Here is a 24599-nt window from a genome sequence, read left to right as displayed (position 1 = left end):
CGTCCGTGATCATGGACGCCACCAACGCCACCGGTCGTGATCATGGACGTGGCGCCCATGATCACGGCCGGTCGTGGTGGCGTCTTCCATGATCACGGGGAGGGGTGAGCGGCGGCGGCGAAGCGGGACGCCCAGGCGGCCAGGTGGGACCGCAGGGCGGCCGGCTCCACGTCACTGACGTCGCAGCGCGCGCGGGCCAGGGCGAACGCCACCCAGTCGAGGTCCTCGGTGCTCATGAGCAGCCGGCACGCGTCAGGGCGCTCGCCCTCCTCCACGTGCGCCCACCCGCCGAGGCGCGCCCGGGCCACGGCGGCGGGCACGTGCAGCACCGCCCGCACGTCGTGGAGCGCCGGCGCCGTGCGGATGCTGCTCTCGACGACGGCGACGGCGTCGGCCCCGGGGAGGTCCCGCGGCCGGAAGCGGCCGCCCTCCGCGCGCGCTGCGCCCGTCCTGTCCACGCGCAGCGTGCGCCAGTCACCGCGGCCGAGGTCCCACGCGAGCAGGTACCAGCGCCGCCCGAGCCGCACCAGGGCGTGAGGCTCGACGCGCCGCTGCGTGCGGGCGCCGTCCGCGGCGGTGTAGTCGAGCGCGAGCCGGTCGGCGTCCCGGCAGGCCTGCGCGAGCACGAGCAGCACCGCCGGGTCGGGCCCGTCGCCGGCACCCCACGGCCCACCGACCGTCACGGCGCGCAGCGCGTCGACCCGGCGCCGCAGCCGCGGGGGCATCACCTGCACCACCTTGGCCAGGGCGCGCAGCGCCGGCTGGGCGCTGGCGTCGTCGTCGCCGGTGCCGGTGGCGGCGCCCTGCAGCGCCAGCGCGAGGGCGACGGCCTCCTCGTCGTCGAGGGCCAGCGGCGGCAGCGAGGCGCCGGCGGCCAGCCGGTAGCCGCCGTCGGGTCCTGAGGTCGCGTCGACGGGGTAGCCGAGCTCGCGCAGCCGCTCGACGTCGCGGCGCAGCGTGCGGGCCGAGACGCCCAGGCGGTCGGCCAGCTCACCGCCGGGCCAGCGGGACCGGGCCTGCATCAGCGACAGCAGGCGGAGGGTGCGCGAGGAGGTGTTCGCCACCCGCACGATCCTGCCGCAGGTCGGGCAGGTCGCGGTCAGGAAGTGGCCGCGACCACTCGTAGCGTGGTCTCCACCAGGGCGCGGACGCCGCGCTCGCACTCGCAGGAGGCAGCCGTGTTCGCTCCCGGACCCCACACCGAGGCCGAGGTCTTCGCCGGTTTCATCGCCGTGCAGCTCGACGCCGTCCGCGCCGCCGCGTTCGGCCTCACCGACGAGCAGGCCCGGCAGCGGCCGTGCCGCAGCGCGCTGTCGGTGGGCGGCGTGGTCAAGCACGTGACCTGGGTGATGCGGCAGCGCGGTGTCGAGCGGGTCATGGACGAGGCCGGCTTCGCCGCCTTCTCCGACAGCTTCGCGCTCCGCGAGGACGAGACCCTCGCCGGTGCGCTGGCGGCCTTCGACGAGGTGCGCGAGGCCTACCTGGCCGACGTGCGCGCCACAGACCCCGGCGCCCCGATGACCGAGCCGGCCGCTCCCTGGGACGGGCGGTACGAGCCGACCCCGTCGGTGCAGCGGTACGCCCTCGCGCACGCCGTCGAGGAGTTCGCCCGGCACGCCGGGCACGCCGACGTGCTGCGCGAGCAGCTCGACGGCGCGACCGCCGGTCCGCTGCTCATGGCCGCGGAGGGGCTGCCCGGCAACGCCTTCGTGCAGCCGTGGGCGCCCGCGTGACGGTTCCCGGCGCGGGACGCTCAGGCCCGGGCCCTCCGCTGCCGATGGGACGACGTGGCGGTGACCGACCCCTCATGGGGCCTGCGGGTCCTCGGGTTCGCCACCGCCGTCCTCATCGTCGTCCTGGTGGGGCTCGACGGGCTGCCTCAGCCACCCGACGCGTCCCACGCGGAGGTGATGGGCATCAGCCTCGTGTCCGCCGTCGGCTTCGTCCTGCTCCGGCCGAGCAGCGGCCGCCGCCTCGCTCCGTTCCTGCTGTCCCTGGGGCCGGTGGCGGGCTGCGCCTACGTCACGGCGGTCATGCGCCTGGTGGACTCGCCGGTCACCGCGGCGAGCCTGTCGTTGCTGCAGGTGCTCTTCGTGATCTTCTGCGCCCTGTACGGGCGCCGCTGGCACAGCGTGCTGGTGCTGGGGATCGTGGGGCCCGCCACCTTCCTCGGGCTGCAGGTCCACGTCGGCGCCGCCAGCGCGGCCACGCTGTCGCTGACCGCGGTGGCGGTGATGGCGGTCTCGTCCCTCATCCTCACCGCGGTGTCCGAGCAGGTGCGCCTCGCCAGCACCACCGACGCCCTCACCGGCGCGGCCTCGCGCCGCGGGCTGCAGGAGCGGGCCCCCGGGTTCGCGCTGCGCCACCGCGGGCGCCACCGGGGAGCAGCGGTGGTGGTGCTCGACCTGGACGGCTTCAAGACCTACAACGACGTGCACGGCCACGCCGCCGGCGACGCCCTCCTGGTGGAGGCGGTGCGGGCCTGGAGCAGGGTGCTCCCCGCCGGGTCGCTGCTGGCCCGCAGCGGTGGTGATGAGTTCGTCGCGCTGGTCGCCGTCTCGCAGGTGGGCGCGGCCGCCGGTGCCGACCTGCTCGACGAGCTGCGCCGCGCCGCCCCCGACGGGGTGCGCGCCAGCGCCGGGTCAGCACCCTGGCCGGTGGGCACCGCGCTGGAGGGCGCCGTCCACGAGGCCGACCGCGCCATGTACCTCGACAAGGGCGAACGACGCCGCAGCACCGACGAGGCCCGCGCCACCACCACCGCGGAGGACGCTCCCGACCGGACCGAGGTGCCCTGACCCCACCCGGCCTGTGGATCGGCGCGCGGGGCGTCCGCCAGGACCTGCCCGGCGTCGCTCAAGTCCGCGCAGGCGGTTGCCGATCTTCGGAGCGTGCCGGTGACCGACCCCGCGTGGGGAGTGCGCGTCTTTGGCTTCGCCGGTTCCGCGGTCATCGCCGTCCTGCTGGGGCTGGACCTGGCGCCACGACCGCCCGACGCGACGCACCTCGCCACCATCGTCGTGTGCCTGCTGTGCGCCCTGCTGTGCGCCCGGCTGCCGAAGGAGACGACGCGCCGCCTCGCTGCGCTGGCGCTGCCGGCGAGTCCCGTGCTGGGCTGCATCAACATCACCATCGCCATGCGGGTGGCCGAGTCGGCCAGCACAGCGATGGCGCTGTCGCTGCTGTACGGCTGGTTCGCCACCTTCTGCGCCCTCTACGGCCGCCGCTGGCACACGGTGCTGTCGCTGGCGCTGACGGGTCCCGGGCTGTGCGTCGGGCTGTGGGAGCAGATCGGTGGCTTCCGCGCCGCGGTCTTCGCGCTGTCCGCGGTGGCGGTCCTGTCGGTCTCCACCCTGGTGCTCGCGGTGGTCTCCGAGCAGGTGCGGCGCGCCAGCACCACCGACTCGCTCACGGGGGCGGTCTCGCGGCGTGGGCTGACCGAGCGGGCTCCCGGGTTCGCGCTGCGCCACCGCGGGCGTCACCGGGGTGTGGCGGTGGTGGTGCTCGACCTCGACGGCTTCAAGACCTACAACGACGTGCACGGCCACGCCGCCGGTGACGCCCTGCTGGTGGAGGCCGTGCGGGCCTGGCGCCGGGTGCTCCCGGCCGCGTCGCTGCTGGCCCGCACCGGTGGTGACGAGTTCGTCGCGCTGGTCACCACCTCCGCCGTGGGCGCGGCGGCCGACGCCGACCTGCTCGACGACCTGCGCCGCGCCGCCCCCGACGGGGTCCGCGCGAGCGCCGGGTCGGCGCCCTGGCCGGTGGGCACCACGCTGGAGAGCGCCACCCACGAGGCCGACCGCGCCATGTACCTCGACAAGGGCGACCGACGCCGAGGCGCGGTCGCCGCCCCGCCGGCCGGCCCGCCGAACACCCCTGCCGTCGTCGACCAGGAGGCGGGTCGCGCCGCCCACCCCTCCCCCTCGTGATCATGGGCGTCCGCCACTCCTGGGTGGCGGACGCCCATGATCGCCGAGTTGAGGCGGATCAGTCTCCGGCGTCGCGAGCGCCGGCCCACAGGTCGACACCCGACTCCACCGCGTGCTCGTCAATGGCGGCCAGCTCAGCGTCGGTGAAGTCGACGCGCGCGGCGGCGGCCACGTTGTCCTCGACCTGCTTCACGGAGCTGGCGCCGATCAGCGCCGTGGTGATGCGCTGGTCGCGCAGCACCCACGACAGCGCCATCTGCGCCAGCGTCTGGCCGCGGTCGGCGGCGATGGCGTTGAGCCCGCGGATGCGCGCGAGGTTCTCGTCGGTGAGCGCCGACCTGTCGAGCGAGCCGCCGCGCGAGGCGCGCGACCCCTCCGGCACACCGTCGAGGTACTTGTCGGTCAGCAGCCCCTGGGCCAGCGTGGTGAACGGGATGCAGCCGACGCCCTCGCGCTCCAGCACGTCGAGCAGCTCCGGCTCGATCCACCGGTTGAACATCGAGTACGAGGGCTGGTGGATGAGCAGCGGCGTGCCCAGCTCGCGCAGGATGCGGGCGGCCTCCGCGGTGCGCTTGGGCCCGTAGGAGGAGATGCCCACGTAGAGGGCCTTGCCGGCGCGGACGGCGTCCGCGAGCGCCGTCATGGTCTCCTCCAGCGGCGTCTCCGGGTCGGGCCGGTGGTGGTAGTAGATGTCGACGTAGTCGAGGCCCATGCGCTGCAGCGACGCGTCGAGGCTGGCGCGCAGGTACTTGCGGGAGCCGTGGTCTCCGTAGGGGCCGGGCCACATGTCCCAGCCGGCCTTGGTGGAGATGACCAGCTCGTCGCGGTACGGCGCGAGGTCGGTGCGCACGAGGTGCCCGAAGTTCACCTCCGCGGCGCCGTAGGGCGGCCCGTAGTTGTTGGCGAGGTCCATGTGCGTCACGCCGAGGTCGAAGGCCCGGCGGACGATGGCGCGCTGCACCTCCAGCGGCCGGTCCTCCCCGAAGTTCTGCCAGAACCCCAGGCTGACCAGCGGCAGGTCCAGCCCGCTGCGCCCGGTGCGGCGGTAGGTCATCGTCTCGTAACGGTCATCAGCGGCGATGTACGTCATGTCTTTCATCGTTGCAGAGGCGCTCCGGACGCCTCCGCCCCGGACCGCAGCCGGGCGCTCGGCCGCTGTTCCCGCCCGCTCCAGGACCGCAACGAGGCGCACGGTTGCGGGAAGGGGGGTGCGGGGGGCCAGACTGCGCCCGTGCTCACCGGTGCGCGCACGCCCCAGCCCTGGCGCGGCCACGCCCTCGGCGGCCTGCGCTGGGGAGACCTCGACGACGGCGGGGCCCTCGTGGTGGCGGTGCACGGCATCACCGCCAACGCCGCCGCGTGGACGGCGGTGGCGCCGCGGCTCCTGCGAGACCCGGCCACGGCGGTGGTGTCCGCGGTGGTCGCCCCGGAGCTGCGCGGGCGCGGCGCCAGCCGCCACCTGCCGGGCCCGTGGGGGCTGGCGCAGCACGCCGACGACGTCGCCGCGGAGGTCACCGCCCTGCTCGACAGCCGTCCTGGCACTGGCCGCGACCGGCCGGTGGCGCTGGTGGGGCACTCCATGGGCGCTTTCACCCTGGCCGCCCTGGCAGGCCGCCACCCCGACCTGCTGGGGCGGCTGGCGGGCGTCGTCCTGGTCGACGGCGCGCTGCCGCTGGAGGCCCCGCCGGGGGCCACCCCGCGAGAGGCGGCGACCGCCGCCCTCGGCCCGGCGCTCGCACGCCTGCAGCAGACCTTCACCGACCCCGCCGAGCACCGCGCGCTGTGGGCGGGCCACCCGGCCCTGCAAGACGTTCCGGTCGACGTGGTGGACGCCTACGCCGCCCGCGACATCTCCCCCGCCACCCCCCAGGACGGCGACGGCGGCCGGCCCAGCGGCGGCTGGCGCGTGCCCGTGAGCGGTGAGGCGGTCGCGCAGGACATGGCCGACCTCTACGAGCCCGCCTTGGTGGCTCCCGGCCTGGAGCTCCTCGCGGCCCGAGACACCCCCCTGCTGACGTGTCCGCGCGGCCTGGACGACGGCGCCCCGCTGTACGCGCCCGCGCTGGTGCGACGCTGGCGCGATCGGCTGCCGGGCCTGGCCGTGGTGGAGGTGCCCGGCACCAACCACTACTCGGTGCTCTTCGCCGACGCTGCCGCCGACGCCGTCACCGCAGCCGTGCTCTCCACCCTCGCCGCTCGCTGACCCGCCGCTGACCAGGAGGCCCGATGACCAGCTCACCGCGACCGGTCCACCCGCTCGAGACCACCACGCAGCGCCTGCGCGTGCGCGGCCTCGACACCGGCCCGGCCGACCAGACCGAGCGCGTGGTGGTCTTCGTGCACGGCAACCTCTCCAGCTCGGAGTTCTTCCGCCGCCAGCTGGAGGCCCTGCCGGAGGGGTGGCGCGGCGTGGCGCCGGACCTGCGCGGCTTCGGCGGGACCGACCCCGAGCCCGTCGACGCCACGCGCGGCGTCCGCGACTACAGCGACGACGTGCTCTCACTGCTGGACGCCCTCGGCGTAGCCCGCGCGCACCTGCTCGGCTGGAGCCTGGGCGGCGGCGTGGTGGCGCAGGCTGCGATCGACCGGCCCGGCGCGGTGGCCTCGCTGGTCCTCGTGAACCCCGTCTCGCCCCACGGCTACGGCGGCACCCGCGCCGACGGCTCCCGCCTCGCCGACGACGACCCGGGCGCGGGCGCCGGGCTGGCGAACCCCCGCCTGGTGGAGCTGCTGGCCGCCGGCGAGCGCAGCGGCGACGACCCGAGCTCACCCCGGAACGTGATGAACGGCCTCTACTTCGCGCACGGGTTCCGCAGCCCCGACGAGGAGGAGCTCCTCACGTCGGTGCTCTCCTCCCGCACCGGCACCGACCACTACCCCGGCGACGCCGCCCCCGCGGCGTCCTGGCCCGGTACGGGCCCGGGCGACCACGGCGTGCTCAACACCCTGGCACCGAAGCACTTCGACACCTCCGCGCTGGCGCGGCTGGGCGACGGCTCGGACGACGGAGGGCGTCGTCCTCCGGTCCTGTGGGTCCGCGGGGAGCACGACGCGATCGTCAGCGACGCCGCCGCGCTCGACCTCGCCGTCCTCGGTGGTGCCGGCGTGGTGCCGGGCTGGCCGGGGGCGGAGGTCTACCCGGTGCAGCCCATGGTCAGCCAGACCCGCGCGGTCCTCGACGCCTACGCCGCGAGCGGCGGCAGCTACCGCGAGGTGGTGCTCGACGCCGGCCACACCCCGCACGTGGAGAGGCCGCAGGAGTTCGCCGCCGCACTGCACGAGCACCTCACCACCGCCGACGCCGAGCAGGAGGAGCCCCGCCGTGGTTGACCGCCACCTCGAGGGACAGCGCGCCGTCGTCACCGGAGCCGCCAGCGGCATCGGCGCGGCGTGCGCCCGGTCGCTGGCCGCCGCCGGCGCGTCCGTCGTCCTGCTGGACCGCGCCGAGCGGGCCGTGCGCACGCTCGCGGACGAGCTGGGCGGGCGGGCCGTCGTCGTCGACCTCTCCGACACCGCCGCCCTGCCGGCGGTGCTGGCCGACGCCGACCTCGACTGCGACGTGCTCGTCAACAACGCCGGCGTGCAGCACGTGGCGCGCGTGGAGGACTTCCCGCCCGAGCAGCTCTCGCTCATGCTGCGGCTGATGCTGGAGGCGCCGTTCCTGCTGGCCCGGGCGGTGCTGCCGGGCATGTACGAGCGCGGGCGGGGGCGGCTCATCCACATCGGGTCGGTGCACGGGCACCGGGCGTCGCCGTTCAAGGCGGCGTACGTGGCGGCCAAGCACGGGCTGGAGGGGCTGAGCAAGACCATCGCGCTGGAGGGCGGCGACCGGGGCGTGACGTCGGTGGTGGTGTGCCCCGGGTTCGTGCGGACGCCGCTGGTGGAGGCGCAGATCGCAGCGCAGGCGCGGGAGACCGGCGTCCCGGAGGACCGGGTGCTCGAGGACGTGCTGCTGCACATGGCGGCGGTGAAGCGGCTCCTCGAGCCGGAGGAGGTCGGGCAGACCGTGGCGTGGCTGTGCCGCCCGGAGGCGGCGTCGATGACGGGCACGTCGGTGCTCATGGACGGGGGCTGGTCGGCCCGCTGAGGGAGCCCGCCGGGCGAGCGCCCGGCGGTTGCAGGTGGCTCGCAAGCCGGGTGCAAGCGGGCGGGGACAACCTCGGGTCATCGCCCGGGGCGCACCGCCTCCGGGACCACCGCCAGATCCCGGAGGACCCGCCATGTCCCGCACCGCCCGCCGCACCGCCGCTCGCCTGACCGCCACCGCCGCTGCGCTGGGCGCCGCCGCGGTGCTGAGCGCCTGCTCGTTCAACTTCTCAGCGGGCACCCCCGACTACGCCGGCGCGCAGCTGGCCGACGACGTGCAGGCCGCCCTCGTCGAGCAGAACCCGGGCGTCTCCATCGAGTCCGTCACGTGCGAGGACACCCCCACCGTGGAGGAGGGCGAGACGACCGCCTGCCACGGCCTGGTGGACGGCACGGACACCGCCCTCACCGTGAGCTGGGAGGACTCCGACGGCACCTTCGCCGTCAGCGAGGCCTGACCCGGCCACTCCGGAGACGGCGTGGTCGCCCGGTGGCGCACAGGGGGAGTCACCGGGCGGCTGCGCGCTCCAGCGCGTCGACGCCCGTCAGCTGGGCGGACACCGCCCACAGGTCAGCTGCTAGACCGAGGTCGCTGGCGAGCGCGGTGCGTCCCACCAGGCGCGGTGCGCCGCGCACCTCACCCGGACCCGACGGTCCGAGGAAGGACCCGCCCGGCAGGTCCGCGGTGGCGGCCGCCAGGGACGGCTGCGCGCCCGCGGCGGCGCTCTGCGCGATGAACCGGTTGCCGACGCCGGTGAGCCTGTCGGCGATGGCGTTGCCGCTGCGGCCCTGCAGGCTCGTGGCGGCCCAGCCCGGGTGCGCCGCGAGCACCCGCTGCAGCGAGCCGCTGGCGTGCAGGCGCCGCTGCAGCTCGAGCGCGAACAGCAGGTTGGCGAGCTTGCTCTGCGCGTACGCCCCGGAGGCGCTGTAGGCGCGGCGCTCCCAGTTGAGGTCGGCCAGGTCGACCTTGCCGGTCTTGTGCACCAGCGAGCTGACGACGACGACCCGCCCGTCCGGCGCCAGGTGCGGCAGCAGCTGGCAGACCAGCGCGTGGTGGCCGAGGTGGTTGGTGCCGACCTGGCTCTCGAACCCGTCGGCGGTCCGCGCGAAGGGCACCATCATGATCCCGGCGTTGGCGACGACGACGTCGATGGTCCGGGCGCGCTCGTCCTGCTGCGCCCAGCTGTCGGCGAAGGCGCGGACGCTGGCGAGGTCGGTGAGGTCGAGCTGGCGCACCTCGGTGGTGCCGGCCAGCCCCGCGGCGACGCGCTGGCCCTTGGCCGTGTCGCGGACGGCGAGCACCACCCGGGCGCCGCGCGCGGCGAGCTCCTTGGCGGTCTCGCGGCCCAGGCCGCTCGTGGCGCCGGTGACGAGCACCGTGCGTCCGGTCTGGTCGGGGATCTGCGCGGTGGTCCAGGGCGTCGCCACCCTCCGCACGCTACGCGCAGCCGTGGGAGCATCGGAGCGCCAGGGCCTCTAGCTCAACTGGCAGAGCAGCGGACTTTTAATCCGCGGGTTGTGGGTTCGAGCCCCACGGGGCCCACCGATGTTGACCTGCGTGGATGGTGGTCGAACGGCAGCACGGTCACCTGGCCGCGCAAGCGGCTGCTCACGGTCTGCTCACGCAGGCCTGGAGAGCGTCAGACTGGCGATCCGTGCAGCTGCGCCAACGCCCGCCTCGGGCTGCACGTGCGTGTACGTGTTGGCAGTGGGCGTGTACGACGAGTGGCCTAGCCGTTCCTGCACCACCTTGAGCGGGACGCCTGCCAGGAGGGCACGGGTGGCACGGGTGTGCCTGAGGTCCTGGAAGCGGATCTTCTCCAGCCCCGCCACGTTGGTCTGGCGCTGAAAGCGGCGCGTGACGTGCTCCGGGTGTAGGACGGAGCCATCTTCACGAACGAAGACCACGTCGCGGAGACGTCGACGGTGCGTGCGGTGGTCGTCGACCTGAGCGCGGTCACCTCCATGGACTCCTGCGCCCAGGGGTGCTGGTCCAGGGGCACCACCTGGCCCGGCCCGTCGGGCGGTCGTACGCCCTGGCGGCCACGCACACGATGGTCCACGACCTCTTCGTCATGACGGGGCTGTCGCGGGTGCTCCCTCTCCGCCGCGACGTCGCGACGGCGGTGCACGAGCTGCTTCCAGCGAACGGCGAGGCATCGGTGTGGTGCCCGACTAGGGACGCCCGAACACCGCGGCGCCACGTGCCTCGCAGGAGCCCTCGAGCAACTGCTCGCCCGGACGCACGGAGACCTCGACCGCGGCATCGGTGAGGTTCAGCACGACGGTGATGCCCTCGTCGCCCACCTCCTCCTCGGGAGCCCGCAGGCGGTACACCAGCACTTCGTCCTCCCGACGCTCCACCTCCAGGGAGGCGCGCCACAGCCACCGGTGACGACGACGCAGGCCGATCAGCCTCCGGTGCAGCGCGAAGACGCCTTCCCCGTCGGCGGGCAGCCCCCCGGGCGTCGCGGGGAAAGCGGGCCGCACCGCGTCGTCCCCGCCCGGTCGGTCCTCCTTGACGCCCCGGTAGTCCCACTCGTCGCCGGCGTAGACCGCTGGTGTCCCGGCGACGGTGAACAAGGCGGTCAGCGCGTGCTCGAGGTGGCGGTGGTCGATCAGGCGGCTGGCGATCCGAGTGGTGTCGTGGTTTCCCACGAACGTCGTGGGCAGGCGGGGTGGCTGAGCGCCTCGACCGGCGCTCACGAAGTCGTCGTGGCGGGTCAGCGCGTGCGCGAGCTCGTGCAGGTTACGGTCGTTGAGGCTGCTCCAGATCGCCTTCCACAGCTCGTACTGCGTCGTGGAGTCCATCCCCGCGGCGGAGGCGAACGCGCCGTGGCCGTCGTGGATGACCTCACCCAGGAACCACACGTGCGGGTGGCTGGAGCGGACCTCGTCCAGGACCGCCCGCCAGTCAGGGGGCTGCACGGCGTAGGCGGCGTCCAGCCGCCACCCGTCCACGCCGATCTCGAGCCAGTGGCGCATGACGGCCACGACGTGCTCGCGCACCGGCGGGTGGGCCAGGTCCAGCTCCACCAGCGACCCGTGGCCCTCGAAGACGGACCACCCGTCCTGGCGCGAAGGGTCGCGCTTGAACCACGCGGCCGCCTCAGCGTCTCCGTGCGCGGCGCGCTGGAAGAGGGCCGAGTCGCGGCCGACGTGGTTGAAGACGCCGTCGAGGATGACGTGGACACCCCGGGCGTGCGCCTGCTCCACGAGGCGGCGCAGGTCGGCCTCGTCTCCTAGGCGCGGGTCGATGCGCAGGTGGTCGCGGGTGTCGTAGCCGTGGGTCTCGGAGTCGAAGACGGGCCCGAGCTGCAGGGCGTTGGCGCCGAGAGCGATGAGGTGGTCCAGCCAGGGCTCGAACTGCTGCAGGCGGTGGGCCACGGGTCTGGTGCTGTCGTTGGTGGCCTCAGCGCCGGTGAAGGTCAGCGGGAAGGCGTGCCAGATGACGGTGTCGGCGGAGTGCATCGCGGTTGCGTCCTCGAACGGGGATGGGCACGGCTGGTCGGTCCACGATGTGCCGGTGTTCGCTGCGCCGCCTGCCGGGGGTGTGGGGCCACGGGGCTGCGCCCCGTCCCCGCGCGGGGTCTAGCACCTTGACCGTGCACGGCGAGACCATGTGCCGTGCCGAGGATCGGGCCGCACGAGACGTGCTGGGACTGCCTGCACGAGTACGCGCTCCACCGGCGGTACGACTCCGGCACCGACTGCATCCGGTGTCCGTGTTCGGGCTTCGTGCGGGCCGACCACCCGTGGCGCCTCCGGGTCCTCCTGTGGATCGACAGGACGTGGGCCAAGAAGCGCTGAGGCCCGAACGTCCAGGCCGTTCACCCGCGACGGCAGTACCCGGACGAGCTGTGCTCAGCGGCGACCTGGGTCGACCCGTCCCACGGCCGGGCGCGACGTCGCACCCTGCGTGCACGTCTCGGACTCCTTCCGTGCCAGTTGACGCGCCGTGCGTCCTTGACTGCCCTGCGTCAGGTGTTGCGCCCTCCTGGGGCAGCGGGGCAAGGCATGTCCGGTTCGCCCCATCTGCGGCTCCGCCGGCTTCGAACCATCGTCATGCGCGCAAGACGTCCGATCCGCAGCGGAGCGGCAGCCGCGACCACGCTGGTCGCTGCCCTGCTCCTCCTTCCCGCAGGCGGGGCTGCAGCTGCGGGCCCTGGAGCCCCCGCTGTCGAGGGTCCGGCCTGGGTGCGCGCCGCGCACCTGGTCCCTGACCTGCCCCGGATGGACATCGACCTGGTCCCACGCGGCGCCGAGAGCGGTGTGACGGTGGACGGCGCTGGATACGGCGACGTGTCCACCTACGCGCAGGTGGCTGCCGGCGCCTACGACGTGGGCGTCCGCCCCGCCGGGTCGTCCGCCGCGGCCGCTCCCGTGCTGAGCTCCTCGCTGCAGGCCGAGCCGGGCCGCGCGTACACCGTGGTGGCCCTCGGGACCGCTGCCCACGCCCGGCTGGTGCCGCTCGAGGACGACCTCACCCCGCCGCCGGCGGGCCAGGCGAGGGTGAGGGTGCTCTCGGCCGCCAGCTCCGCCTCCGCCGTGGACGTCTCCGCCGTGGACGGACCCTCGATCGTCCGCGGCGCCCCCTTCGCCGCCTCGACGAGCTACACCGACGTCCCCGCCGGGCGCTGGACGCTGCGCGCCCAGCCCGTCGCCGGTGGCAGCGCCACCTCGACCGCCGGCACCGCCGACGTCGTCCTCCAGGCCGGCAGCACCTACACGCTGGCCGTCACCGACGGCCGCGACGGTGCCTCGGCGCTGTCGGTCACCCCGGTCGCGGACGCCAGCGGCAGCGCCGGGGGAGTCCTGCCCGCGGGCGGTGCGGCCACCGGTGGGGGCGGCGCGGCGGACGCGGTCCAGCCCAGCCCCGGGGGCTTCTCGCCCGTCGCCGCGCTGCTGGCGGGTGCCTCCGCCGCCGCGGCCGGTGCCGCGCTCCTGCTGGCCCGGGGGCGGATCCGCTGGGGCCGCCGGTGAGGCGCGCCCACGGCCTCGCAGCCCTGGCTGCGGCGACCGCCTCGCTGGCGCTCGGAGCGGGTGCCTGGTCGCTGGTGGCGGCCTCGCCGGACACGGCGGGCACCACCGGCCCTGCCGCGCCCGTCGCCGCGCCCGCCGCTGCGTCGGGGGCGCCCTCGGCCCCGGCGGCGACCCGCGAGGGGTTCGCCCCGTCGGTCGCCGTCGGCGCCCGCGGCGCGAGCGCGGAGCGCACGCCCGTGCCGGTGGGGGTCTCGGTGCCGCGCATCGGTGTCTCGTCGTCGCTGCTGCCGCTGGGCATCGCCGCAGACGGCGCGCTCCAGGTCCCTGACCTCGGTGAGGCCCAGAGCGCGGGGTGGCTCACCACCAGCGCGGTCCCCGGACGGCCGGGCCCGAGCGTCATCGCCGGCCACGTCGACTCGCGCAGCGGCCCGGCGGTGTTCTTCCGCCTCCACGAGCTGGTGCCCGGCGACCAGGTGGACGTCCAGCTGGACGACGGCAGCACCGTGACCTACTCGGTGGACGACGTCGTGCGCGTCAGCAAGGACGCCTTCCCGACGGCGGAGGTGTACGGACCCCGGCCCGGTCCGGTGCTGCGGCTCCTGACCTGCGGCGGGGCCTTCGACAGGGCCACCGGGCACTACGAGGACAACGTCATCGTCTTCGCGAGCCTGCGGTGAGCGCGGAGCGCCCCGCCCGCGGCTCAGGTGCGGCGCTCCCACACGGTCCAGGTGCGCTGCCCGTCGGGCGAGGTGACCTCGTCCACCCGCTGGTACCCCGAGTCCGGCACCGCGGTGGCCAGCTGCGCGCCGATGGTGCTGCTGACGCCGTCCAGGACGACGACGGCGAAGTGCCCGTCCCGCAGGGCGGCCTCGAAGGCGGGCAGGTCCTGCTGGCCGTCGTACAGGAACGAGCCCGGCCACGTCGCCGTCCACTGCGTGGGGCCCGTCTCGTCCAGCAGGCCGTACTGCAGCGGCTCGGGGGTGTCGGCCGCCACGGGCTCACCGGGGTGCCGCTCCACCACCGGGCGCAGGACGTCCACGACCCGCGTCGTGTCGGGCCAGGCGGAGAACATCCGGGCGGACGCCGCGGCGCCCTGGACGCCCGCTGCGACGAGTCCCACGGCCACGAGCGCAGCGCCCGCGGGACGCAGCGCCAGGCGGGACCCGAGGTGGCCCACCAGTGGCGCTGCGAAGAGCGCGCCCAGGACCACCGTCTTGCCCAGGGAGACCGACTCCCCGGTGGAGACCTGGTAGAGCGGTGCGGCGAGCGACCCCGCGGCGAGCACCGCGGCCAGCGCCGGCTGGTGACGGGCGAGCAGCGCGGCGCCGACGAGACCCAGCAGGAGGACGGGGCCACCGCCAGCCATGACGACGCCGAGGAGCTCACCGGTCGCCGCCGGGCGCAGGCTGTCGCGGGCCACGGTGGTGCTCAGGACGCCCTGCAGCAGGGGACCCGCCCCGAGCAGCAGCGGCACCGCCACGCCTGCTGCCGCGGCAGCAGCGGCGACGACCCCGGCGCGGACGGAGCGGCGCCACCTGTCGGGTCGGTCCCTGCGGTCGGCAGCTCCGCTGAGGACCACGGCGAGCAGCACGAACGGGGCGTCGGTCGCCGCCGAGTACTTCACGAAGGACGCAGCGGCCAGCAGCGCCCCCGCGAGGACGGCCCACCGCAGCGCGTGCGACCTGCCGCGCGCGGCGCGCACACCGCAGGCCAGGGCCCAGGCCAGCACCGCGACGGCCAGCGCGTCCTGGGTGGCGAAGTGCCCGACGAAGAGCACCGAGCCGCTACCGGCGAAAGCCGCTGCCGCGATGACGCCGCTGGCCACGCCAGGTGGCCCGGTCTTCTCGGTCTTCGCGGAGAAGAGCATCCTCGCCGTCCACCAGGTGGCCGCGGTGGCCGCCAGCAGGCAGGCGGTGGAGGCGGCGCGCGCGAGGGACAGGCCTCCGACGGCGTCGAGCGCTCCGGCGAGCACGGGGTAGAGCTGCGGCGCGCCCGACATCCAGGTCTCCGGCGAGCTCTGGATCGCCGGCGCGGATCCCGCTGCCAGGTCGAGGTACCAGTGGCCGTACACGAGGTAGAGGGCCTCGTCCTGGAAGGCCGTGGCCTGCAGCCTGAGGCTGAGCAGCGCCTGCAGCGCGAGGACCAGCGCCAGCGGTCCCCAGCGCGTCAGGGCGGCCTTCAGGGGCGGCTCCTCGCGGAGCGCGTCGCTCGCGTCATCGTGCGCACGTGTGACGGTCATCAGGCCACCCCCGGTGGTCGTGGTCCAGCTCGAGCGAGCTCGCTGTCCACCTCGTGGGAGGTGGGCCCGCAGAACCGCGGTCAGACCCGTCGCGGACCTGCTCGGTCGCAGGTCCGGAGGTGCGCCCTGGTCCGTCTGGCGGGCGGACTTCCTGGCGATCCGCATACCGGTCCTCGCAGCGGCGCTCGAGGAGGGGAGTTGCTGAGGACCGTACGGCACGTCTGCCAGGAAGTGCCCGACGAGCGCCGAAGACCTCACTCAGGGTGTTGATCCACTGACGCGCAGTGGAGCATCCAGCTGCTGATCCTCCCTTTGCCCGTCCCCCTTTCGGGGATGTCCGAGATCCAACTAGGGGACCCGTCGATGTCGACGTACCGTCGAGGAGCCGCTCCAGGAGCGGTGGTGCGACGAGGCGCGGGCGTGTCCGTCGTACGGAGGAGTTCCAGTGCTGATGTCGATCATGCGTGACCACAGGGCGAGGTTCGCCGTCACCGGCGTGGCCATGACCCTCCTGCACCTGGCGGTCTTCCGGCTCCTGTCGGGGCACGTGCTGGCCGAGGTGGCCAACGCCACGGCGTTCGTCGTCGCCACCCAGGTGAACTTCCTCGCGAGCTACCACTGGACGTGGGCCTCACGGCGGGCGGGCGTGAGGGAGCCGCTCAGAGCCGTCGCCCGGCGGGCGCTGCTCTTCAACGCCTCCGTGCTCGTCGCCTTCGGGGCCAACTCGCTGGCCTTCTGGGCGGCGCACCGGCTGTTCGGCGCCTCCGGGACCGCCAGCGTGCTACTGGCGACCGTCGTGAGCGCCGCCGTGTCCTACCTCGTGAGCTCCCGGCTGGTGTTCGCCCGCAGGGTGCTCGCGGTGGCTGCTCCAGCGGCCGCCGTCCCGGTGGCGGGGCCGCTCGTGCTGGACGAGCCCACCGAGGTGGCCCTCCCGCACCGGGGGTCTCCGGCCGCCAGCAGGCCCCCCGAGGCACCGGTGCGCGCCTGAGTCGCGCCTGACCTCCCGCACCGCGGCAGCACCGCGCCGCTGTGCCGCACGCCGCTGCTCGCCGGACGAAAGCCGCTGATCAGGGCAAACCAGGCCTCGGACAGCTCCGAACACGGTGTGGCTCAGACCTCGGGCCTCCCAGACCACCTACCACTCCCGCCGTCCGCCCTGCCCCGCTCCAGGGCCCACGACCACGAGGTGATCGACATGAGCAGCCCCCTGCACACCACCGCGCTGCACGAGGAGCGCACCTCCCACTGGACCGCCGACCTCGACGTCGTCGTCCCCGTGTGGAACGAGGAGGCCCGGCTGGGCCCCACCCTCACCGCTCTGCTGGCGCAGGTCGCCGAACTGCCGCTGTCGGTGGTGGTCACGGTGGTCGACAACGGCTCGGTGGACCGCACGGCCGAAGTGGTCGACGTCGCCGCCGAGACGGCCCCGGGCAACGCGCGGCTGCGGCTCATCGGCTGCTCCCGGCAGGGCAAGGGCGCGGCCGTGCGCCGGGGCCTGCTCGCCAGCACCGCCCGCTGGCGCGGCTTCTGCGACGCCGACCTGTCGACCCCGCCGTCGCTCATCGTTCCCGTGGTGGAGCAGCTGCAGCAGGGCGACCCGATCGTCATCGGGTCGCGCCGAGCCCCCGGGGCCTCCTACGTGGTGGCGCAGCCCCTCGTGCGCCGCCTGGGGTCGTTGGCCTTCCGCGCCTTCACCAGCCCTCTGACCGGCGGAGTGGTGGACTCCCAGTGCGGCTTCAAGTTCTTCTCCGCCGAGGCCGCCGAAGCGATCTTCCCGCGCGTCACCGGATCGGGGTTCGCCTTCGACGTGGAGGTCCTCGCGATCGCCACCCGCCTGGGGTACCCCGTCCGTGAGGTCCCGGTCCAGTGGACCGACGACGCTGCCGGTTCGTCCTTCAGCCTCTGGACGCACGGCCCGCGGATCCTGTCCGAGGTGCGGGCGCTTCGCTCGTCCCTGGCTCGCGTCGCGTGAGCGCACCGCGCACGGCGCGCATCGCCGTCTTCAACTGGCGCGACCGCCGCCACCCCGCTGCGGGCGGTGCCGAGCTGTACTGCGAGCGGGTCGCCCGCGAGCTGGCCTCGGACGGCCACGCGGTCACCCTGGTGACGAGCCGCCCGTCGGGGACGCCGGCGCGAGAGGTCGTCGACGGGTACGCCGTGCGGCGCATGGGCAGCTGGATGACCGTCTACCCCCTGGCGATGGCGTGGCTGCTGCGCCACCGCCGCCAGGTGGACGGGGTCGTCGACTCCGCCAACGGCATCCCGTTCTTCACCCCGGTCGTCGCCGGGGACACCCCCGTGGTCCTGCTGGTGCACCACGTCCACCAGGACCTGTTCACCCGCTCCTTCCCGCGGGTGGCCGCTCGCTTCGCCGCGTGGCTCGAGGGTCCCGCCACGCGACGCGTCTACGGGCGCCGCAACGTGGTGGTGCTCTCCCCGTCCACCCGCAAGGCCGTCCGGCGCCGCCTGCACCTGCGCGGCCCGGTCCGCGTGGTGCCCGGCGGCGCGGACACGCAGGACGTCGCCTCGGCAGCCGCCCCCCGTCCCCGAGTGGTGGTCGTGGGGAGGCTGTCGCCCTACAAGCGGCTCGACACGCTCCTGAGCGCCGTGGCCCGCGTGGTGCCGGCGCACCCCGGCCTCGAGCTCCACCTGGTCGGCGACGGCACCGACCGGCAGCGCCTGGAGCGTCTCGCTGCAGAGCTGAGCGCGCCGGTCGTCTTCCACGGCCGGCTCTCCGACGCAGACCGCGACGCCGTGCTGGCGTCGGCGTGGCTCTCGGTGAGCGCGTCCGACGGCGGCGACTGGTCGCTGTCGCTGCTGGAGGCCAACGCCGCAGGAGTGCCTGCACTGGCGCGCCGCGCCACTGGTGCCCGCGACACGGTGCGCCACGGGGAGACCGGCTGGCTGGTCGACGACTCCACCGTGGACGGTGCGGACTCCGTGGCGGTCCTGGCCACCGCCCTCGACCGCGCCCTGGCAGAGCTCGCCGACCCGGCCACCGCCGAGAGGCTCCGGTCCGGCGCGCGCGCGTGGGCGCGCCGGTTCACCTGGCGTCGTACCGCCGACGGCGTCCTCGCCGCCCTCGTGTCCGAGCACGAGCGCACCTCCCGCAGCTGGGGCCGCCCCGAGCGACGCGCCGCGAACGACGTCTCCGTGGTGGTGGACCTGCCGCGCGCGGTGCTGCCCGAGGGCTGGCGGCCCGACGCCACCAGCCGACGCGGCGACCGGTGGCTCGTCCAGGACGACCGGGTGCGCGCCCTGCTGCCCGGCGCTGACGAGGTGGACGCCCTCGGGCTGCTCAGCCGCCTCGACGTCGACGCCCACGACCCCTCGATCAGCCTGCTGGTGGCCCGGCACGCCGACGTCGTGGACCTGACCAGCACCGCTGCGCGCCCCGCGCAGCCCCACCGACCCGGAGGCCTCGATGTCGCTTGACCAGGTCGAGGGCGCCGGACCGGCGCCCTCGCAGGACGCTCCCAGACAGCCCGAGCACGACCCGCGACGCTCGCGCACCCGCGGCTGGCTGACGGCCGGCGCCGTCGCCGTCGCCCTCGTGCTGGTGCTGGCCGTCGCCCTGCAGCTGACAGGCGGTGTCCGGCAGGCGGTGCAGCGCGTTGCTGACGACACCCCGATGGTCCCCGCGGAGGACACCGCCCTGGCCGACATGTGGGCCTCGTACAAGACCGGGTTCATCGAGCAGGGGACCGGGCGCACCCTCGACCCCTCCCAGGGCGGGATCACCACCTCCGAGGGCCAGAGCTACACGATGATGCGCGCGGTCTGGAGCGACGACCGCGCCACCTTCGACACCTCCTGGCAGTGGACGAAGGACAACCTCCAGCGGCCCGACCGCCTGCTGTCGTGGCGCTTCGGACCCCGCGCCGACGGCACCTACGGGATCCAGAACGACCAGGGCGGTCAGAACGCGGCCAGCGACGCCGACGTGGACGTGGCCTTCTCGCTGCTCATGGCGTACTCGCGCTGGCAGGACGACGACTACCTCTACGACGCACTGCCGCTGATCGACGCGGTGTGGCAGTACGAGGTGGTGGACGTCGCGGGGCGTCCGGTGCTGACCGCGAACGACCTCGAGCGCAACGACACCGCCTCGGTGCTGGTCAACCCCTCCTACTTCGCGCCCTACGCCTACCGGGCCTTCTCCCGCGTGGCCCCCCGGCACGACTGGAACGGCCTCGTGAACAGCAGCTACGACGTGCTGCAGCAGGTCTCCGCCGACCCGCTGGGAGGGCGGGCGCAGGGCGCCCTGGCGCCGGACTGGGTGCGTCTGGACCGCACGACGGGCGCTGCCTCAGCGGCCACCGGCATCACCACGACCACCGGCAGCACCACCGACTTCGGCTTCGAGGCGCTGCGCCTGCCGTGGCGCCTCGCGCTGGACGCGCGCTGGAACGACGAGCCGCGGGCCCGGGCGCTGCTGGAGCAGCAGGCCTCCGTGCTGGGCGAGGCCTGGGAGACCGAGGGGCGCTGGGCCGCCGTCTACTCCCACGACGGCACGCCGGCCGTCGACTACGCCTCCACCGCGATGTACGGCGGTGCCCTGGCCGCGCTGGAGGTGGCGCGCCCGGTGCTGGCGCGCGAGGTGTACCGCTCCGAGCTGCTGCCGCTGTACGACCCCGACACCCGCGCGGCGAAGCCCGGCCTGGGCTACTACGACGCCAACTGGGCGTGGTTCGGCATGGCGCTGCACCTCGACCAGCTCCCCGACCTCAACGACCCTCGAGGGAGGGACCTGCCGTGACCGACAGCACCTTGGACCTGCGCGAGCCTCACGAGCGTCCGCGCGCTCACGGGGCTGCCGTCGCACCGGACGCCCTGGCGCCCGAGGAGACCGCGTTCCTGCAGCACGTGCCGAGCCGCGTCGTCCTCACGCTGAACCTCGTCCTGGCGGTCGCCTACTTCGTGATGATCTGCTTCGCGTTCCAGCACGGCAACGCGCTGCTGTTCTGGACGCTGGCGCTCACCGAGGTGTTCCACCTCTTCCAGATCGCCAGCTACGTGCACACCGTGTGGGCGACCGACCGCGACCGCGCGTTCGACCCGGACTTCGACGGCGACGTCGACGTCTTCATCACCGTGTGCGGTGAGCCGGTCGACGTGGTCCGCCGGACGGCGCTGGCGGCGCTGGCCATGGAGCACCGAGGTGCCGTGCGGGTGCACCTGCTGAACGACGGTCTGGTGGCGCGCAAGGAGGACTGGCGCGACATCGAGGTGCTGGCCGAGGAGCTGGGCGTCGAGTGCTTCACGCGCACCACCCCGGGTGGCGCCAAGGCGGGGAACATCAACCACGCCCTCGCGCGCACCGACAGTCCCTTCGTGGTGGTCTTCGACGCCGACCACGTGCCGGCACCCACCTTCCTGGCCGAGGTCATGGGGTACTTCACCGACGAGCGCATGGGCTTCGTCCAGACCCCGCAGTACTACGCCAACCACCGCGACAACCGCGTCACCCGCACCGCGTGGCAGCAGCAGACGCTGTTCTTCGGCCCCATCATGACCGGCAAGTCGCGCGTCGACTCCGCCTTCATGTGCGGCACCAACATGGCCATCCGCCGCACCGCCCTCGCGGAGGCCGGCGGGATGTGCGAGACGAGCATCGCCGAGGACTTCCTCACCTCCCTGCTCGTCCACGACGCGGGGTGGCGCAGCGTCTACGTGCCGAAGGTGCTCGCCCAGGGCCTGGCCCCGGACGACTTCCTCAACTACTACAAGCAGCAGTTCCGGTGGACGCGCGGCAGCCTCGAGGTGGTCTTCTCCTACAACCCGCTGCTGCGCCGCGGTCTCAGCTGGGGGCAGCGGCTGCAGTACCTGTCCTCGGCCGCCTACTACCTGTCGGGCGTCGTCGTGCTCGCCTCCACGCTGCTGCCGGTCATCTACCTCTTCACCGGCCAGACGCCGATCGTCACCTCCACGATGACGCTGGCACTGGTCTTCCTGCCCTACATCTGGCTGAACCTGTACGTGCTGCAGCGCACCAGCGCGGCCTCCTACAGCTTCCAGGCGATCTCCTTCTCGCTGTCCTCCTGGTGGCTGCAGCTCACCGCGCTCGTCGCCGTGCTCACCAAGCGGCGGACCACCTTCGCGGTGACCAGCAAGGACGTCGGAGACGGCGGCCAGGCCAACTTCCTGCGCCTGGTGCTGCCGAACGTCGCCTACGCGGGCATCGGTGCAGCGGCGCTGGCCGTGGGCCTGGCGAGGGAAGGGCTGTCCCCCTCCCTCATCGCCAACGCCGCCTGGCTGTGCGTGCACATCGCCGTCTCGGTGCCCTTCGTGCTCGCCGCCGCACCGCGGCGCGCCCCCCGCCCGCAGGGCGCCCCCGACGTCGTCGACCTGCGCGAGCGCGTCCAGACGGCCCGTCCCGTCCTCGAGGAGGCCCGTTGACCAGCACCGCGCTCGGCTCGCCCGCTGGGGCGACCGCTCCGTCCGCCGACCAGGACCGCGCCGCTCCCGGCGCGCCCGTCCAGGGCCGCCCGGGCAGCGTCCTCGGGACGGGACCCTCGGGGTGGGCGTCGGCCCGCCGGAGCGCGGCCGCCGCGACCCGCCGCGTGGACGACGCCCTCCACCGGCACCGCCTCGTCGTGGTGGCCGCCGTGCAGCTGGTCTGCGCCGTGGCCGTCCTGACGGTGTCTCGCCTGTGGCTCGCCGACCAGAGCCTGCGCCTGGACGAGTCGCAGAGCATGCAGCAGACCGACCGCACCTACGGGGCGATGCTCAAGGAGGTGGCCCAGGACGTCCACGTCCCGGGCTACCACCTCCTCCTGCGCACCTGGCGCCTGGCGTTCGGCGGAGACGTCGAGACGGCCCGCGCGCTGTCGATGGTGTTCTTCCTGGCCTGCCTGCCGGTGCTCTACCTGCTGGCCCGCCGGATGCTGCGCACCCGCTGGGCGCTGCTCGCGGTGGCGGTCTTCTCCCTGTCGCCCTTCATGAACTGGTACGGCAACGAGGCGCGCATGTACACGATGCTCGTCTTCGCCACGCTGCTCAGCCAGCTCTTCTTCCTGCGGGTCCTGCGGCGAGGGAACGCGGGTGACTGGACCGGCTTCGCGCTGACGGCGGTGGTCGGCGCCTACACCCACTACTTCTTCCTCTTCGTGCTCGTCGTGGAGGGCCTGGTCTTCCTCGTGGTCTCCTCGCGCGAGCGCTGGCGCGGTCTGGGGCGCATGGCGGGCAGCGCCGTGCTCGTCGCCCTGGCACTGCTGCCGTGGCTGGCCTACTTCCGCGCCGAGGGCTCGGCCTCCGGCACACGCCCCCAGCTGCCGTCGCCGTCGTCGGTGGACTTCACCAACGTCTACTCGCAGTTCCTCGGCGGTTTCCTCCCCGACAGCGCCAACTCCGCGCTCGTGGCCACCTGGCCGCTCCTCATGCTCGCCGCGCTGCTGGTGGTGCGGGTGGCTCGCCGCCCGGACCGCGAGCTGGGGGCGGTCGTGGCTGCAGCCTTCGGTCCGGTGCTGCTGGCGTTCGTGCTCAGCCACGTCATCTCGCCGTTCTTCCTGTCGCGGTACATGATCGCGGCGCTGCCAGCCGTGGTGCTGCTGGTGGTCGCCTTCGTCGCGGCCATGCGCCCTCGCTTCGCGGTGGTCTCCGCCGCGGTGGTCCTCGCGCTCACCGCCACAGCCACGGTCGCGGAGGCCGTCCGCACCGACGTGCCGGTGAAGGAGGACTACCGCGGCGCCGCGCAGCTGCTCGGGGAGAAGGCGACGCCGTCCGACCTCGTGGTGGTCTCCTCGCCGTTCACCATCTGGCCCTTCGAGAAGTACTACGACGGCGACGCGAAGGTGGTCACGCTGCCCGGGTGGGACCGGCGCGGTGGGATCCCCGCCTTCGACGCGGCAGCCCTGCCCGACCAGGTGGACGCGCTCGCGTCAGGGCACCAGCGGATCTACCTGCTGCTCAGCTACGACCAGGGCTACGAGACCGACATCGCGGACTTCTTCCAGGAGAACTACGCGAAGGTCTACGAGGAGGACCTGACTCCCGGCATGAAGATCGTCGGATACCGGGTCGGTTACGACCAGCTCGAGCCGGTGGGCGGGCTGCAGCTGACCCAGCCGCTCACGCAGGTGGTGGGCCCTGCTGTCGTCAGGGGCGGCCAGGGCTGAGGGCCGAGACCTGCTGGAGAGACACGGGTGGTGACGAGGAGGGGCTCGTCACCACCCGTGTCGCCCAGTCGAAGCCGCCGACGGTGCACCTGCTCGCCGCACTCGTCGGTGGACCGCGGAGCGGAGACCCATCACTGACGCGGCTCGCTCGCTCTGTCGCGGACGGATGGCCACGGCCGCCGCGTCGAGCGGTCATTCAAGACCGGAGAGCCGTCCACGCCGTCGTCAGCGGTGGACCGGACCTGCCGGACTGCCGGACGTCGGCTCGGTGCCCGTTCTGCTCATGCGGCGGGGTGAGGAGGGTGACCACCGGTAGGACGTCCGCTCCGGTGGTGCAGTCGTTCCGGCCCAGGTCGGCGCCTGGGGCGTCGGTGCGTCCGCAGGCTCCGGCACCAGCGCGGGTGGAGAACTGGCTGACGGCGCCTCCCCGCCCGGCGATCCACACCCAGGACCGCCTGGTCGACCGATCGACGCTCGGGCCGTCCCAGGACAGGTGTTCCGTGTCCGTGCGATGATCCTCTTGCGGGGAACCCTGTGGTCGCCGAGCTCCGGGCGCCTCTGTGACCGCGGGGCGAGGCGGCGATCCGATGGGCCTGCGTCGAGACGCACCTGCGAGGACGCTCGCGCACCCGATGACGGCGGTGAGCGTGTCGGTGCGCTGGTCGCCGTGGCCCGCGAGGGCGGTTGCGCAGCCGGCGGGGTGCACGTCGCCGGCGAAGCGGTGAGGGCGCTGTCTCGGTCGGGACGTCAGGCGGGACTGCGACGCTCCAGCAGGACCACGTCCCGCCAGCGTCCCGCCCAGGGGCCGTGGCTCATGAGCCCGAGCCGCTCGCGCACCCCGACGGTGCGGAAGCCCGCGGCAGCGTGGAGGGCCAGGCTGGCGGTGTTCTCCGGGAAGACGCCGGACTGGACGGTCCACACGCCCGCGGCGTCGGTGGACGCGATGACCTCGTCCAGCAGCAGCCGGCCCACGCCACGCCCTCGGGCGGCGGGGGCGACGTAGACGGAGTGCTCCACCACACCGGCGTAGACGCAGCGGTCGGAGACCGTGACGACTGCAGCCCACCCCAGGACCCGCCCCCCGGGGTCGACGGCGACGAAGCGGTGCTCTTCGGCCCTGGCGGCGTCGAAGTCGCGCCAGCTGGGCGGGGCGGTCTCGAAGGTGGCGTGTCCAGTGGCGATGCCCGCGGCGTAGATGGCCTCGACCGACGGCCAGTCCTGCTCGGTCATGGGGCGGACCACCGC

22 protein-coding genes and 1 tRNA gene are annotated in these 24599 nt (G+C 74.3%); 16 read left to right on the top strand and 7 right to left on the bottom strand.

Translation table 11 applies throughout. The features are described 5' to 3' along the window. Positions 1-92: 92 nt before the first annotated feature. Positions 93-1064 carry a helix-turn-helix transcriptional regulator gene (locus FMM08_RS12025; RefSeq protein WP_147926579.1) on the bottom strand — a complete coding sequence of 324 codons (972 nt, stop codon included), beginning with the start codon at positions 1062-1064 and terminating at the stop codon, positions 93-95. A 114-nt stretch (positions 1065-1178) separates the two neighbouring features. On the opposite strand from FMM08_RS12025, the gene FMM08_RS12020 reads away from it, so the two are divergent. The 3 genes from FMM08_RS12020 to FMM08_RS12010 all read left to right on the top strand — a co-directional run bounded on the left by FMM08_RS12020 (position 1179) and on the right by FMM08_RS12010 (position 3929). After that, positions 1179-1733, top strand: a complete 555-nt coding sequence (locus FMM08_RS12020; RefSeq protein WP_147926578.1) for a mycothiol transferase — start codon at positions 1179-1181, stop codon at positions 1731-1733. A gap of 60 nt (positions 1734-1793) precedes the next feature. After that, complete coding sequence (locus FMM08_RS12015; protein ID WP_147926577.1) at positions 1794-2798, top strand: GGDEF domain-containing protein; 1005 nt, start codon at positions 1794-1796, stop codon at positions 2796-2798. Positions 2799-2891: 93 nt separating this feature from the next. Then, positions 2892-3929: a GGDEF domain-containing protein gene (locus FMM08_RS12010; protein WP_147926576.1), complete on the top strand. Its 1038-nt coding sequence runs from the start codon at positions 2892-2894 to the stop codon at positions 3927-3929. 58 nt (positions 3930-3987) lie between these two features. On the opposite strand, the gene mgrA is transcribed toward FMM08_RS12010, so the two are convergent. Further along, a complete protein-coding gene (gene mgrA / locus FMM08_RS12005; RefSeq protein ID WP_147926575.1) occupies positions 3988-5019 on the bottom strand; it encodes an L-glyceraldehyde 3-phosphate reductase in 1032 nt (343 codons plus the stop codon). A 141-nt stretch (positions 5020-5160) separates the two neighbouring features. Between mgrA and FMM08_RS12000 the strand changes: the two genes are divergently transcribed. The 4 genes from FMM08_RS12000 to FMM08_RS11985 all read left to right on the top strand — a co-directional run bounded on the left by FMM08_RS12000 (position 5161) and on the right by FMM08_RS11985 (position 8473). Beyond that, entirely contained in the window at positions 5161-6132 is a 972-nt protein-coding gene (locus FMM08_RS12000) for an alpha/beta hydrolase (protein ID WP_187279717.1), read from the top strand. Positions 6133-6155: 23 nt separating this feature from the next. Then, on the top strand, positions 6156-7259 hold the full coding sequence (locus tag FMM08_RS11995) for an alpha/beta fold hydrolase (RefSeq protein ID WP_147926573.1): 1104 nt from the start codon (positions 6156-6158) through the stop codon (positions 7257-7259). Beyond that, on the top strand, positions 7252-8016 hold the full coding sequence (locus FMM08_RS11990) for a 3-hydroxybutyrate dehydrogenase (protein WP_147926572.1): 765 nt from the start codon (positions 7252-7254) through the stop codon (positions 8014-8016). Before FMM08_RS11995 ends, FMM08_RS11990 begins: the two co-directional genes overlap by 8 nt. 133 nt (positions 8017-8149) lie before the next feature. Further along, a complete protein-coding gene (locus tag FMM08_RS11985; protein WP_147926571.1) occupies positions 8150-8473 on the top strand; it encodes a DUF4333 domain-containing protein in 324 nt (107 codons plus the stop codon). 49 nt (positions 8474-8522) lie between these two features. On the opposite strand, the gene FMM08_RS11980 is transcribed toward FMM08_RS11985, so the two are convergent. Next, a complete protein-coding gene (locus FMM08_RS11980; RefSeq protein ID WP_147926570.1) occupies positions 8523-9452 on the bottom strand; it encodes an oxidoreductase in 930 nt (309 codons plus the stop codon). 33 nt (positions 9453-9485) lie between these two features. On the opposite strand from FMM08_RS11980, the gene FMM08_RS11975 reads away from it, so the two are divergent. Continuing rightward, a tRNA-Lys gene (locus FMM08_RS11975) sits at positions 9486-9558 on the top strand. Between the two features lie 77 nt (positions 9559-9635). Here the strand turns inward: FMM08_RS11975 and FMM08_RS11970 are convergent. Next, a complete protein-coding gene (locus FMM08_RS11970; RefSeq protein WP_147926677.1) occupies positions 9636-9998 on the bottom strand; it encodes a tyrosine-type recombinase/integrase in 363 nt (120 codons plus the stop codon). 192 nt (positions 9999-10190) lie between these two features. Beyond that, complete coding sequence (locus FMM08_RS11965) at positions 10191-11486, bottom strand: alpha-amylase family glycosyl hydrolase (protein ID WP_147926569.1); 1296 nt, start codon at positions 11484-11486, stop codon at positions 10191-10193. A gap of 546 nt (positions 11487-12032) precedes the next feature. Between FMM08_RS11965 and FMM08_RS11960 the strand changes: the two genes are divergently transcribed. Then, positions 12033-12998 (top strand): DUF4397 domain-containing protein, encoded by a 966-nt coding sequence (locus FMM08_RS11960; RefSeq protein ID WP_147926568.1) that lies wholly within the window; start codon positions 12033-12035, stop codon positions 12996-12998. Further along, positions 12995-13675: a class F sortase gene (locus tag FMM08_RS11955; protein WP_222710690.1), complete on the top strand. Its 681-nt coding sequence runs from the start codon at positions 12995-12997 to the stop codon at positions 13673-13675. The genes FMM08_RS11960 and FMM08_RS11955 overlap by 4 nt, the downstream gene beginning before the upstream one ends. A gap of 23 nt (positions 13676-13698) precedes the next feature. Here FMM08_RS11955 and FMM08_RS11950 read toward each other — a convergent pair whose 3' ends face one another. Then, on the bottom strand, positions 13699-15237 hold the full coding sequence (locus FMM08_RS11950; protein WP_147926567.1) for a hypothetical protein: 1539 nt from the start codon (positions 15235-15237) through the stop codon (positions 13699-13701). Positions 15238-15688: 451 nt separating this feature from the next. Here FMM08_RS11950 and FMM08_RS11945 point away from each other — a divergent pair, with 451 nt between their 5' ends. From FMM08_RS11945 to FMM08_RS11920, 6 genes are all read left to right on the top strand, one after another. Beyond that, positions 15689-16225, top strand: a complete 537-nt coding sequence (locus tag FMM08_RS11945; RefSeq protein ID WP_147926566.1) for a GtrA family protein — start codon at positions 15689-15691, stop codon at positions 16223-16225. A gap of 207 nt (positions 16226-16432) precedes the next feature. Then, positions 16433-17209: a dolichyl-phosphate beta-glucosyltransferase gene (locus FMM08_RS11940; RefSeq protein ID WP_147926565.1), complete on the top strand. Its 777-nt coding sequence runs from the start codon at positions 16433-16435 to the stop codon at positions 17207-17209. Then, positions 17206-18672: a glycosyltransferase family 4 protein gene (locus tag FMM08_RS11935; RefSeq protein WP_187279713.1), complete on the top strand. Its 1467-nt coding sequence runs from the start codon at positions 17206-17208 to the stop codon at positions 18670-18672. The genes FMM08_RS11940 and FMM08_RS11935 overlap by 4 nt, the downstream gene beginning before the upstream one ends. Further along, on the top strand, positions 18662-19996 hold the full coding sequence (locus FMM08_RS11930; protein WP_147926563.1) for a family 8 glycosyl hydrolase: 1335 nt from the start codon (positions 18662-18664) through the stop codon (positions 19994-19996). The genes FMM08_RS11935 and FMM08_RS11930 overlap by 11 nt, the downstream gene beginning before the upstream one ends. Then, a complete protein-coding gene (locus FMM08_RS11925) occupies positions 19993-21636 on the top strand; it encodes a glycosyltransferase (protein ID WP_147926562.1) in 1644 nt (547 codons plus the stop codon). The genes FMM08_RS11930 and FMM08_RS11925 overlap by 4 nt, the downstream gene beginning before the upstream one ends. After that, complete coding sequence (locus FMM08_RS11920; RefSeq protein ID WP_147926561.1) at positions 21633-23354, top strand: glycosyltransferase family 39 protein; 1722 nt, start codon at positions 21633-21635, stop codon at positions 23352-23354. Before FMM08_RS11925 ends, FMM08_RS11920 begins: the two co-directional genes overlap by 4 nt. Positions 23355-24101: 747 nt before the next feature. Here FMM08_RS11920 and FMM08_RS11915 read toward each other — a convergent pair. Then, complete coding sequence (locus tag FMM08_RS11915) at positions 24102-24584, bottom strand: GNAT family N-acetyltransferase (RefSeq protein ID WP_147926675.1); 483 nt, start codon at positions 24582-24584, stop codon at positions 24102-24104. Between the last annotated feature and the right edge of the window lie 15 nt (positions 24585-24599).

It is taken from the genome of Quadrisphaera setariae, from assembly GCF_008041935.1.
Classification (GTDB): Bacteria; Actinomycetota; Actinomycetes; order Actinomycetales; family Quadrisphaeraceae; genus Quadrisphaera; species Quadrisphaera setariae.
Note: the sequence above shows the minus strand (reverse complement) of the source record. Positions and strands in the feature narration are given on the sequence as shown.